Origin of the sequence: Enemella evansiae (assembly GCF_002250705.1) — a bacterium.
Lineage (GTDB): Bacteria > Actinomycetota > Actinomycetes > Propionibacteriales > Propionibacteriaceae > Enemella > Enemella evansiae.
This window is the reverse complement of the sequence record NZ_NMVP01000005.1, coordinates 17,897-29,599: the sequence shown is the minus strand read 5'-3', so window position 1 is coordinate 29,599 and position 11,703 is coordinate 17,897. Positions and strand designations below refer to the sequence as shown.

14 protein-coding genes are annotated in these 11,703 nt (G+C 70.4%); 9 read left to right on the top strand and 5 right to left on the bottom strand.

Translation table 11 applies throughout. The features are described from left to right. Window positions 1-15: 15 nt before the first annotated feature. On the top strand, window positions 16-183 hold the full coding sequence (locus BI335_RS05795) for a DUF3117 domain-containing protein (RefSeq protein WP_094359238.1): 168 nt from the start codon (window positions 16-18) through the stop codon (window positions 181-183). Between the two features lie 155 nt (window positions 184-338). On the opposite strand, the gene glgA is transcribed toward BI335_RS05795, so the two are convergent. Then, on the bottom strand, window positions 339-1,532 hold the full coding sequence (gene glgA / locus BI335_RS05790) for a glycogen synthase (protein WP_094429940.1): 1,194 nt from the start codon (window positions 1,530-1,532) through the stop codon (window positions 339-341). 142 nt (window positions 1,533-1,674) lie between these two features. On the opposite strand from glgA, the gene glgC reads away from it, so the two are divergent. Continuing rightward, window positions 1,675-2,904 carry a glucose-1-phosphate adenylyltransferase gene (gene glgC, locus BI335_RS05785; RefSeq protein ID WP_094359240.1) on the top strand — a complete coding sequence of 410 codons (1,230 nt, stop codon included), beginning with the start codon at window positions 1,675-1,677 and terminating at the stop codon, window positions 2,902-2,904. 33 nt (window positions 2,905-2,937) lie between these two features. Here the strand turns inward: glgC and BI335_RS05780 are convergent, their stop codons facing one another. The 3 genes from BI335_RS05780 to BI335_RS05775 are packed head-to-tail and all read right to left on the bottom strand — an operon-like array spanning window position 2,938 to window position 4,186. Next, on the bottom strand, window positions 2,938-3,303 hold the full coding sequence (locus BI335_RS05780) for a GNAT family N-acetyltransferase (RefSeq protein ID WP_229119464.1): 366 nt from the start codon (window positions 3,301-3,303) through the stop codon (window positions 2,938-2,940). After that, window positions 3,297-3,491 (bottom strand): hypothetical protein, encoded by a 195-nt coding sequence (locus BI335_RS21800; protein ID WP_229119463.1) that lies wholly within the window; start codon window positions 3,489-3,491, stop codon window positions 3,297-3,299. Before BI335_RS21800 ends, BI335_RS05780 begins: the two co-directional genes overlap by 7 nt. Beyond that, entirely contained in the window at window positions 3,488-4,186 is a 699-nt protein-coding gene (locus BI335_RS05775; RefSeq protein ID WP_094359244.1) for an O-methyltransferase, read from the bottom strand. Before BI335_RS05775 ends, BI335_RS21800 begins: the two co-directional genes overlap by 4 nt. 75 nt (window positions 4,187-4,261) lie before the next feature. On the opposite strand from BI335_RS05775, the gene dapA reads away from it, so the two are divergent. The 5 genes from dapA to BI335_RS05750 all read left to right on the top strand — a co-directional run bounded on the left by dapA (window position 4,262) and on the right by BI335_RS05750 (window position 9,179). Further along, a complete protein-coding gene (gene dapA / locus BI335_RS05770) occupies window positions 4,262-5,152 on the top strand; it encodes a 4-hydroxy-tetrahydrodipicolinate synthase (protein WP_229119462.1) in 891 nt (296 codons plus the stop codon). A 79-nt stretch (window positions 5,153-5,231) separates the two neighbouring features. Further along, the gene (gene sigE, locus BI335_RS05765) at window positions 5,232-5,891 is read left to right on the top strand and encodes an RNA polymerase sigma factor SigE (RefSeq protein ID WP_094359248.1); all 660 of its coding nucleotides are present in this window, start codon (window positions 5,232-5,234) and stop codon (window positions 5,889-5,891) included. Further along, window positions 5,888-7,420, top strand: coding sequence for a zf-HC2 domain-containing protein (locus BI335_RS05760; RefSeq protein ID WP_094428150.1), 1,533 nt, complete (start codon window positions 5,888-5,890; stop codon window positions 7,418-7,420). Before sigE ends, BI335_RS05760 begins: the two co-directional genes overlap by 4 nt. A 16-nt stretch (window positions 7,421-7,436) precedes the next feature. After that, window positions 7,437-8,774, top strand: a complete 1,338-nt coding sequence (locus BI335_RS05755; RefSeq protein WP_094428152.1) for a S1C family serine protease — start codon at window positions 7,437-7,439, stop codon at window positions 8,772-8,774. 18 nt (window positions 8,775-8,792) lie between these two features. Then, window positions 8,793-9,179: a sec-independent translocase gene (locus tag BI335_RS05750; RefSeq protein WP_094356403.1), complete on the top strand. Its 387-nt coding sequence runs from the start codon at window positions 8,793-8,795 to the stop codon at window positions 9,177-9,179. Between the two features lie 248 nt (window positions 9,180-9,427). On the opposite strand, the gene BI335_RS05745 is transcribed toward BI335_RS05750, so the two are convergent. Continuing rightward, window positions 9,428-9,928 carry an Lrp/AsnC family transcriptional regulator gene (locus BI335_RS05745; protein WP_094428154.1) on the bottom strand — a complete coding sequence of 167 codons (501 nt, stop codon included), beginning with the start codon at window positions 9,926-9,928 and terminating at the stop codon, window positions 9,428-9,430. A 93-nt stretch (window positions 9,929-10,021) separates the two neighbouring features. On the opposite strand from BI335_RS05745, the gene BI335_RS05740 reads away from it, so the two are divergent. Both BI335_RS05740 and BI335_RS05735 read left to right on the top strand, forming a co-directional pair. After that, entirely contained in the window at window positions 10,022-10,894 is an 873-nt protein-coding gene (locus tag BI335_RS05740; protein WP_208109381.1) for a pyridoxal-phosphate dependent enzyme, read from the top strand. Continuing rightward, window positions 10,894-11,682, top strand: coding sequence for an NAD(P)-binding domain-containing protein (locus BI335_RS05735; RefSeq protein ID WP_094428158.1), 789 nt, complete (start codon window positions 10,894-10,896; stop codon window positions 11,680-11,682). The genes BI335_RS05740 and BI335_RS05735 overlap by 1 nt, the downstream gene beginning before the upstream one ends. Window positions 11,683-11,703 lie beyond the last annotated feature (21 nt).

The following is an 11,703-nucleotide window of genomic DNA, read 5'->3' as shown; positions in this document are numbered from 1 at the left end:
AGATGAGGATGCGCGATGGCAGCTATGAAGCCGCGAACCGGAGACGGCCCGATGGAAGTCACCAAGGAGGGTCGCGGGATCGTCATGCGGGTCCCCCTCGAAGGTGGCGGGCGCCTGGTGGTGGAGATGAACGCGCAGGAGGCGGAGGAGCTCGCCGCAGCTCTCAAGGGAGTCGTCGGCTGACCCACCCTCGCCAGCCATGTGATCGGGCCCCGGGATCGTTTCCCGGGGTCCGTTTTTCATGCATCGCGGTCCCGGCAGCGAATGATCATGGAATATTCGTCCCTGCATACGGATGTTTGCAGATGAAGGGCCGAATATTCCATGATCATTCGGAGTCAGCGCGTGCGGGCGGCATGCGCCTCGATCGCTGCGGCGTACACGTCCATCGTCTGTTGCGCGATCTTCTCCCAGGAGAACTCGTCGATGCAGCGCTGCCGGCCCGCACGGCCCATCTCCGCGGCCCGGGCGGGGTCGCGGGTCAACTCGTTCACCTTCGCCGCGAACTCGGCCTCGAAGCCCGCTACGAACTCCGGATCGTCGGCCCGCGCCGGGTCGTAGTCGACCAGCAACCCGGTCTGCTGATCGGCGACCACCTCGGGAATGCCGCCGACCGCCGAGGCGACCACCGCGGTCTCACAGGCCATCGCCTCCAGGTTCACGATGCCCAGCGGTTCGTAGATCGAGGGGCAGGCGAACACCGTCGAATGCGACAGCACCTGGCGTACGCTCGCCCGCGGCAGCATCTCCTGCACCCAGATCACCCCACCGGAGCGGGCGTGCTTGAGATGGGCGAAGGCGTCGTTGAACTCGGCAGCGATCTCGGGGGTGTCCGGGGCACCGGCGAGCAGCAGCAGCTGGGTGTCCGGGTCGAACTGCTCGGCCGCTCGGACCAGATGCACCAGCCCCTTCTGCCGGGTGATCCGGCCGACGAAGGTGACCACCGGCCGGTCCAGATCGACCCCCAGTCCGGTGAGCACCGAGGTGTCCGGATCGGGCTTGAACTCCTCGGGGTCGATCCCGTTCTTCACCACATGGATCCTGTCGGGATCGACATCGGGATAGGCATTCAGGATCGCCGGACGCATCGCCTCGCTGACCGCGATCACCGCGTCGGCACCCTCGTACGCCGTCCGCTCGGCCCAGGAGCTGAGCCGATAACCGCCACCCAGCTGCTCCGCCTTCCAGGGCCGATCCGGCTCCAGGGAGTGCGAGGTGACCACATGCGGAATGTTCTGGAAGAGCCCGGTCAGATGGCCACCCAGATTGGCGTACCAGGTATGGGAATGCACCACATCGACCTCGGGCACCGCGGCCGTCATCGCCAGGTCGGCGCCGAAGACCCGCAGTGCCGGATTCGCGCCCGCGGGGAAGTTCTCCGGGTGCGCGGTGGCGCCCTCGCGGGGCTCACCCATGCACTGCACGTCGACCTCGGCGAGCCGACGCAACTGCGGTACCAGCTGGGCGACGTGCACGCCCGCGCCGCCGTAGATCGAAGGGGGATATTCCCGCGTGAAGACGGCGATGCGCATGGTCATGGCATTGATCGTGGCACAGCAGGTGCCCGGTCCGCAGGAATCATCGGAAAGTGAATTCTCACCCCGGGAAAGGAAAGTTCGTCCCATGGGCTCACTGGGCTTGTCTGGCGGGACCACCGGCCCATAGGTTCGTGTCATGACAGGAGGGCGTCCCCGGGTGTTGTCCATCGTCCTCGCCGGCGGCGAGGGCAAGCGCCTGATGCCGTTGACGGCCGACCGGGCGAAACCGGCCGTCCCGTTCGGCGGGACCTACCGGTTGATCGACTTCGTGCTCTCCAACCTGGTGAACAGTGATCTGCGCCAGATCTGCGTGCTCACCCAGTACAAGTCGCATTCCCTCGACCGGCACATCTCGCTGACCTGGCGGATGTCAACCATGCTGGGGAATTACGTCACCCCGGTGCCGGCCCAGCAGCGGCTCGGCCCGCGCTGGTACCAGGGCAGCGCCGATGCGATCTTCCAGTCGATGAACCTGATCAACGACGACGATCCCGACTATGTGGTGGTCTTCGGTGCGGACAACATCTATCGGATGGATGTCTCGCAGATGCTCAACCAGCACATCGAATCCGGGCTGGGCTGCACGGTCGCCGGGATCCGGGTGCCGCGGCGGGAGGCGAGCGCCTTCGGCATCATCGACGCCGGCACGGACAACAAGATCAAGGAATTCCTGGAGAAGCCCGCCGATCCGCCCGGCCTGCCGGATTCGCCGGAGGAATCGTTCGCCTCGATGGGCAACTACATCTTCACCCGCGATGCGCTGGTGGAGGCGTTGGAGGCCGACGCGGCCGACACCAACGCCCGCCACGACATGGGCGGCGACATCATCCCGCGGTTCGTCGAGCGGGGGCAGGCCCAGGTGCACGACTTCACCACCAACAGCGTGCCCGGTGCGACCGCGAAGGACCAGAACTACTGGCGCGACGTCGGCACCATCGACGCCTACCACGAGGCGCACATGGATCTGGTGTCGGTGAACCCGAATTTCTCGGTCTACAACGACGAATGGCCGATCTGGACCTATCAGCCGCAGCGCCCGGGGGCGAAGTTCGTGCTCCGCGGCAACGCCGAGGACTCGATCGTCTCGGCCGGGTGCATCATCTCCGGTGGCGATGTCGACGCCTCGGTGCTCTCGCCGAACGTGCGCGTCGACAAGTGGGCCAACGTGGAGCACTCGGTGATCATGGACAATGTGCGGATCGGCCGCAATGCCGTGGTACGCAAGGCGATCCTGGACAAGAACGTGGTCGTGGACGAGGGCTGCGAGGTCGGCGTCGATGCCGAGAAGGACCGCGCCCGCGGCTTCACCATCTCACCCAACGGGGTGACCGTCGTCGGCAAGGGTGTGCACGTCACCCGCGACTGACCGCCCACCGGGGGCGGACTCGGCTTCGATCGCTCAGCCGGCGTACGCCTCGGCGGGACCGGGGGACCAGTCCGGGTTCAGTGCCTGGTAGAGGACGTGGTCCTGCCAGCGGCCGGCGATCCGGACGTAATCCGGCGCGAACCCGTAGCGGGTGAAACCGTTGCGTTCCAGCACCCGCTGGGAGGCCAGGTTGTCCGGCAGCGTGCCCGCCTCCAGGCGGTGCAGATTCAAGCCGGCGAAGGCGGTACGCCGCAGCTCGGCGACCGCGGCGGTGGCGATGCCGCGCCCGGTGACCGATTCGGCGACCCAGTAGCCGACGCTCGCGTACTGTCCGGCGCCACGGACGATCGAGTTGAGGTTGGCGCGGCCGACGATCCGGTCGGCCAGCTCGATCACCATCGGATAGCTGCTGCCCGGGCGTGCCGCAGCAGCGCATCGGTGAGGGCGGTCAGCTGACCGGCCTCGGTGAACCAGCCCGGGTCGCGCAACGGCTCCCACGGCGCCAGGAATTCCCGATTCGCGATCAGCAGCGCCGCCAGTTCGGCGGCATCGTCCTCACGGACCAGCCGCAGGACGGGGTCGCTCACGCCTTGACGGCCACCAGCAGGCCGTCGCCGACCGGCACCAGGGACACGGTCAGATCCTCATCGGTCTGGATGCCGGTGAGCGCCTCGCGGATCACGATCGTCTCGTCCTCGGTGTTGTTGGGATCGGCGACCTTGTTGCCCCACAGGGCGTTGTGCAGCACCAGCAGACCGCCGTGCCGCAGCAACCGCATCGCCTCGGCGACGAACTCGCCGTACTCCAGCTTGTCGCCGTTGATCCAGACCAGGTCGTACGCCCCATCGCTCAGCTTGGGCAGCACGTCCAGCGGCTGACCGGCGATCAACCGGAAGCGGCGGTTCGCGATCCCGGCGGAGGTGAAGGCGTTCCGGGCCGCGGTCTGGTGGTCGTGCTCGGGGTCGACGCTGGTCAGGATGCCCTGCTCGCCCATGCCGGCGAAGAAGGCCAGCCCGGACACGCCACCGCCGGTGCCGATCTCGACGACCGCACGGGCGCCGATCGACTTCGCCAGCACCGTCAGCAGGCTGGCCGCACCGCGGGAGACCGGGGTGACCCCGAGCTCGCCGGCCTCCACCCGGGCATCGGCCGCGCCGTCGGGCTCGGCCGCGAAGTCCTCGGCGAACGACCAGGACGCGGCGCGCGGTGCCGCCTGGTTGCCGGACCGGCCGCGATTGCTCGCGGTACGAGAACTGCTGTTGCCGCCTGGGTTCGCATTCACACAGGTCAGCCTAGCGTCGGCACACGGGTGGGTAGTACCCACGCCCGACCGATGCCGACGAGTAACATCGCCTCCATGCCAACCGCCAATCTGCCCTTCGGCCGCCTGCTGACCGCGATGGTCACACCCTTTGATGCGCAGGGTGCGGTGGACCACGAGAAGGCGGCCGAGCTGGCGGCGTACCTGGTCGATGAGATGGCCAACGATGCGCTGGTCATCTCCGGCACCACCGGTGAGTCGCCGACCACCACCGATGCGGAGAAGGCCGACCTGCTGCGCACCGTGGTCGCCGCGGTCGGGGACCGGGCCCAGGTGCTGGCCGGGGTCGGCACGTTCAGCACCCGGCACACCGTCGAGCTGGCCGAACAGGCCGCGGCCGCCGGCGCCGACGGTCTGCTGGTGGTGACCCCTTATTACTCCAAGCCGCCGCAGCCGGCGCTGGTGCAGCACTTCAGCACCGTCGCCGAGGCGACCGAGCTGCCGATCATGCTCTATGACATCCCGCACCGCTCCGGTGCCGAGATCGCCACCGACACCCTGAAGCGGCTCGCCGAGCACCCGCGGATCGTGGCGGTGAAGGACGCCAAGGGCAACCTGACCGAATCCGGCCGGGTGATGGCCGCGACCGACCTGGCCTTCTATTCCGGTGACGATGCCGCCACCCTGCCGCTGCTGTCCATCGGCGGCGTCGGGCTGGTCGGCACCTCGACGCACTTCACCGGGGCGCTGGCCAAGCAGATGATCGAACGGTTCGTGGCCGGCGAGGTCGCCGAGGCGCTGGAGCTGCACCGCCGGCTGGAACCCACCTTCACCGGGGTGTTCGCCACCCAGGGCTGCATCATGGTGAAGGCCGGCCTGGAGCTGCAGGGCCGCGGGGTCGGTGGGCTGCGGCCGCCGATGATCGAGGCCACCGACGAGCAGCGGCGTACCTTCGCCGACGCCCTGACCTCCTCCGGTCTGCTCTAGGGGTCCCCACAGCCGCTCACAGGTGACGCACAGGTTCATCCGCCATGATGAGGACCCGATGACGTCGAGAGGGGGATCGATGCCGCTGACCGGACGCTGGCGCGCTCAGTCGACCACGGTTGAGCAGGATCCCGAGACCACCAACGCCAGGCGACGCCAGAAGCCCGACCCCACGGCCGATCCCGACTGGGTGCCGCCCACCTGGGAGGAGCTGGTCCGCGACCATTCCGCCCGGGTCTACCGGTTGGCGTACCGACTGACCGGCAATCCGCACGATGCCGAGGACCTCACCCAGGACGCGTTCATCCGCGTCTTCCGCTCGCTGCACCGGTTCCAGCCCGGCACCCTGGAGGGCTGGCTGCACCGGATCACCACCAACCTCTTCCTCGATCAGGCCCGCCGCGGGCGCCGGATCCGCTTCGACGGGCTCGGCGACAACCCCGAGGAGCGGCTCGGCGGGGATGCCCGGCAGCCGCAGGACGCGGTCGCCGACGCCGATCTCGATCATGATGTGGCCCGCGCCCTGGCCGGCCTGTCGCCGGAGTTCCGGGCCTGCGTCGTGCTCTGCGATATCGAGGGTCTCAGCTACGAGGAGATCGCCGAGGTGCTCGACCTCAAGCTGGGCACCGTGCGCAGCCGGATCCACCGCGGCCGGGCGCAACTGCGTTCCGCCCTGGCGCATCGGGAACCCACCGGCGCCCGCCGTCGTTACCTGGGCGTGGAGGCAGAACAGGGGTGACCGCTTCGGGCGGGCACCGGCGGGGCGGTGGTTGCCCCGACCGGCACGATGCGCTGTCGGCATTCGTCGACGGCGCGCTCGGCGACCCCGATCGGCAACGCCTGCTCGCCCATCTCAGTGACTGCCCCGGCTGCCGCGAGGAGCTCGATGAGCTGCGCCGGCTCCAGGACCGGGTACGCTCCAGCGCCCCCGACCCCGCGGCGCCACGCGATCTCGCCGACCGGTTGACCGCGATCGCCGGGGACGGCCACGCCACCCCGCTCTATGCCCGCCCCTTCGACGCCGGCCGGTCCCGCGCGCCGCGCGGCGGCACCCGGTTGCCGAGCCGACGCCGCCGGGTCCGGGTGCTGGCCCTGGGCACGGTCGCCGGTAGTTGCCTGGGACTGGTCGGGGCAGTCGGTGTCGGCTGGGTCGCCGCGCCGCCCACCCACACCCCCGCCATCGACCCGACCTCGACCGCGCGCCGGGAGTTCGCTGCCGTGCTCGCCGACGACGGGATCGGCAACCGGGCGGTGGCCGCGGTGCGGGGCACCGATCGCGGCGGCCCCCGGGTGGAGAGCGCCGTGGCGCCCCCGGTGCCGACCGTGCTGGTCCCCGGCCCCGAGGCGAGGCAGTGGTTGCAGCGCGCCGACAGCGCCGGCACCGCGACCCCGATCTCCGGCACCCAGCAGGTCCAGGTGCGGCACCTCAACGGCTACTGGGTCGCCAGCGCGCAGGTGGTCACCGACCCGGCCACCGGGACCCGGGTGCTGGCGGCCGGTTCCGACAAGCAGACCGCGCAGAGCTGGTGGCCCGCCCCCGGTGCGACCCCCGGGGCCACGGCCGCCGAACTGGCCGCCGCCCACCACGAGCTGGCGACCGCGCCCGGACCGGTGATCGCCGGGCACGACAGCCAGGTGGTCGAGGCCCGCAACGAGAGCGGCCGGGTCGTCGCCCGCTGGTGGCTGGACCGGCAGACCGCGGTGGTGCTGTGGCAGCAGACCTTCGACGAGCAGGGGCAGACCGTGCTCTCCGCCGGCTTCAGCCGGGTACGGATCGGCGCCGGGGCGGCCTCCGGCGGCGTCCAGGCCCTGGCTGCCCAGGACACCCTCACCCTCTCCGGGACCGGCCCGGCCCAGGCACGGGTGCTGACCCAGCAGGGCTGGAGCTGTTCGGACCGGTTGGCCGGACTGGATCTGGTGCAGGTTCGCCGCGGCGAGATCGACAACGCCGCCGGCGGTGGTGAGGAGGCCCTGCACACGGTCTACGGCGACGGGGTGACCACGCTGAGTGTGATCCAGCAGCGCGGTGCGCTCGGCGGCGCGCCCGAGGGCTTCGTCTGGGATCCGCAGCTGCGGGCGTACCGGAGTCTGGGGATCACCACCACACTCGTCTGGCAGAGCGGCGATACCGTGATCACCGTGGTCACCGACGGGTCGGAGGAGGTGGCGGCCACCGCCGTCGCGTCGCTGCCGCACGACCCGCCGGTGCTGCGGACCCGGACCCAGCGGGTGGTCGACGGCTGGCAGCGGATCCTGGGCGGTGGCTGATGTCCGGGAGCCGACAGTGAGCCAGTGGCCCGGCGGTGATCACGGGGGAGATCAGCAGCCGTCGTTCCAGCGCCCATCCTGGGGACCCGAACCCTGGCAGCACGTCACCCCGCCGCCCCCGACGCAGGTCCCGAACCAGCCGCCGTACCAGCCGGTGCCGCCCGGCCCGGTCGCTCCGACGCAACCGACCGCTCCGCTGCCACCGCCAGCTCGGCAGTCGCCGCCGCGGCCCCGGCTCGCCACGGTGGTCGCGGTCTCCGCGGTGACCGCGCTGCTCGTCGGTGGCGGCGCCGGCTATGGCGGGATGTGGTTGGCGCGCTCGACCGGCCCCGGTACGCCGGTGGCGACCGGTGGCGCGCCGACCGCGCTGCCGGCACCGGCCGGGGCGAGCAGCACCCGGCCGACGCCCGAGCGGGCAGCCGGCGGACCGGCCGGTGCCCCGAGCGATGTCAGCCAGGTCGCCGAGGCGGTGCTGCCGAGCACGGTCACCATCGCCTTCCGCAACGCCGGCCGCACCGGTACCGGGTCGGGGTTCGTGATCGATGGGCCCGGTGGCCTGCTGATCACCAACAACCACGTCGTCGAACCGGCCTCCGGCGGCGGCGAGCTGCAGGTCCAGCTGCCCAGCGGGGAACGGGTGCCGGCGGAGATCGTCGGCCGCAGCCCCAGCTACGACCTGGCGGTGATCCGGGTCGCGCAGCGCGATCAGCTGGTACCGGTCCAGCTCGGCGATTCCGATTCGGTACGCCCCGGCCAGCCGGTCGTCGCGGTGGGTGCCCCGCTCGGCCTCGGCGGCACCGTGACCTCGGGGATCGTCTCCGCCGTCGAGCGGCCCCTCAGCGTCGGTGGCGGGCAGAGCGCCGACGACGCGGTGGCGTACATCAACGGGATCCAGACCGACGCCTCCATCAACCCGGGCAACTCCGGTGGGCCGCTGGCCGACGCGCAGGGCCGGATCGTCGGGGTGAACTCCGCGATTCTCACGCTGGGCGGCAGTTCGTCGGCCGACCGCGGCGGCAACATCGGTCTGGGCTTCGCGATCCCGATCAATCAGGTGCGGGAGATCGCCGATCAACTGGTTCGCGAGGGCCGGGCCACCTATCCGGTGATCGGTGCCTCGGTGAGCGCCGACGCCGACGGGGTGGTGCGGCTCGCCTCGGTGCAGGCGGGCGGGCCGAGCGCCGCTGCCGGGCTGCGCAGCGGTGATGTCGTGGAGTCGGTGGACGGCAAGGCGGTGAACACCGCAACCGAGCTGATCGTGCGGGTCCGCAGCCACCGGCCGACCGAGCAGGTGAAGCTGTCGATCCGCGGCCGGGGCGAGGTCGCGGTCACCCTGGGATCGAGGGTCGGCTGAGCGGCTAGGCTGGCCCCCATGTTCGATGTCGGCCCCGGGGAATTCGTGCTGCTGGTGGTGCTGGCAGTCATCCTCTTCGGCCCCGAGAAGCTGCCGGAGTTCGCGAAGAAGGCGGCTCGGGTGCTGCACTACCTGCGCGGGGTCGCCAACAATGCGCAGTCCACGCTGTCCCGGGAGCTCGGTACCGATGTGGACATCCGCGACCTGAACCCCCGCGCCTTTGTGCAGAAGCATCTCCTCGATGAGGTGCAGCCGGTCATCGACGATGTGAAGCGCGACCTGCAGCAGGCCGACGCCGACGTCCGGGCCGAGGTCGCCCAGGTCCGCAGCAACCTCAGCGACGCCCGCGACGAGAAGGTCGGCTCCGGCCTCGGCATGGCCCCCTTCGACCCCGAGGCGACGTAGTTCTGTCGGCTCGCGCGGCGGCGCTGTAGCCCCGCTCTTCGGCCCAGTCGTCGAAATCCTCGCGTCGGTTTCTGGTGTGGGCGGGTTGGCTGACGCGGGATTTCTCCTTGGTGGGCCTGCATCGCGGGGCGCGCCGCCTCGACGCTCGCCTCCGGCTTCTGTCGGCTCGCGCGGCGGCGCTGTAGCCCCGACGCTCGCCTCCGATTTCTACGCTCATCGCGTGTCGAGGTGAGCTCGCGCGCTGACACTCAGAACAGCAGCCGTGCCGGCAGCGGGGCACCATCCTTCACCGAATCCAGCACGAACATCGTGTCGTAGCGGCGGATGTTGTCGTCGGATTTGAACAGCTCGTTACCCAGGTCGCGCAGCTCGGGGATCGAGGCGGCTGACACCAGGACCGCATAGTCGTAGCGGCCCGACAGCAGGAAGCACTGCTGCACCGCCGGATGTGCGCGCAGGGTGTCCGCCAGCCGCCGGTGGTGTTCCACCGATTCGTCGGCCAGCGAGAGCAGAACCAGCGCGCGGGTGACCTGAGGAGCCTGGTCCGGTGCGATCCGGGCGACCGTGCGGATGAGCCCGCTGTTCTTGTACCGCTGGATCCGTCGCTGCACCGCACTGGGCGACAGGCCGACCAGCTCACCGAGTTCGCGCAGTGTGCGATCGGCGTCGGCCTGCAGTTCGTCGAGCAGACGGAGGTCGATCTCGTCGAGTTGCAGACGGATTCCGGGCACGCAAAATTGTTGCGTCATGGCGCAAACTTTGCAAGCGGTACCCGGGCGATGATCCCTAGGTTTGGCGGCATGGACTTTGATGATTCGTCAATCAGGCAAGCGATTCCCGCGGTGTTCCTCGACAGCCCGCAGTTCGAGGACCCCCTGCTCTCCGCCGCGCTCGGTGTTCGGGTCACGCTCAAGGTGGAGACGCTGAATCCGCTGCGCTCCTTCAAGGGCCGCGGGGTCAGCTTCGCGCTGCGCGACCTGACCCCGGGCGAGACGGTGGTCTGCGCCTCCAGCGGAAACTTCGGCCAGGCCGTGGCGTACGCCGCAGCGGCGCGCGGTGCGGCCGCGCGGGTGTACGCGCACACGGAGTTGAACCCGGTGAAACGGGAACGGATGGCGGCCTTCGGCGCGACGGTGATCGAGGTGGCCGAGGGGTTCGATGCCGCCCGCGAACGCGCCGCCGCCGAGGCGGAGGGAGACGGCGTACGCCTCATCGTCGACGGTGTCGACCCGGCCATCGCCGAAGGTGCGGCGACGATCGCCCACGAGCTCGCCGCTGCCGAGTTCGACACCCTGGTCGCACCGATCGGGGACGGCAGCCTGGTCACCGGTCTGGCGCTCGGGCTGCGGGCGTACGCCCCGAACGTCCGGATCGTCGGCGTCAACCCGGCCACCGCGCCGACCATGCGCGAGAGCTGGCGGGCCGGGCGGCCGATCGCGGTGCGCCCGACCTCGGCGCTGGCCGAGGGCATCACGATCCCACGCCCGCACCCCGAGGCGCTCACCCGCGTCACCGATGCCGTGGACGACATCGTGCTGGTCAGCGATGCCGAGCTGCGGACCGGGATGGCGCTCATCGAACGGCACCTGGCTCTGCGCGCCGAACCGGCCGGTGCCGCCGGCATCGCCGCGATCGCCGCCGGCCGCACCGGTGGGGAACGGATCGCAACGATCATCACCGGCGCCAACCGGAATCCGGCAATGGGTGAGATCTGATGCAAATCGGCATCATCGGTGTCGGTGCCATCGCCGAGGCGATCGTCGACGGCCTGGCCACTACCGAACAACCCCCGGGCATCTCTCTTTCGCCACGGGGAGCGCGGACCGCGGGCGCGCTCGCCGCTCGATACGACGCGGTGCGCGTGGAGTCGAGCAATCAGGCGGTGGTCGATCGGTGCGAGCTGGTGCTGCTCACGGTCCCGCCCAGGGCGGTCACCGCCGTGCTCGGAGACCTGTGCGTCCCGGCCGGCCGCGTGCTCGTCAGCGCGGCAGCCGGCGTCTCACTGGCCGACCTGGAGCAGCTGCTGCCGGAGCAGCCGCAGGTGGTGCGGGTGATCCCGCTCCCGGCGGTCCGGGCGCACCACGGCATCACGGCCATCTTCCCGGAACATCAACCGAGCAAGGAGATCTTCGGCTCCCTGGGCGAGGTGCTGGTGCCGCCCGACGAGGACCGGTTCGAAGCCCTGTCGGCGGCCACCGCGACGCTCTCCAGCCAGCTCGACCTGTTGGCCACGATCGCCGACTGGCTGTCCGGCCGCGGGCTGGAACCCGCCGTTGCCGAAGGATTCGTCCGCGGGATGGCGCTGGGGCTGGGTGAGTCGCTCGCCGATCCGGGACGCTCGCTGGCCGTCCTGGTCGGCGACCACGAGACCCCGGGCGGGATCAACGAACTGGTTCGACACGCCTGGCTGGGCCCGGCAGGCCGGGCACGGCTGGCGGCCGCCCTCGACCAGGTCGCGGCCCGATCCCGTGGCATTGCTCACAATTCCTTGGGTTCACCATGAACCGCAGGTACCGTTTGGACT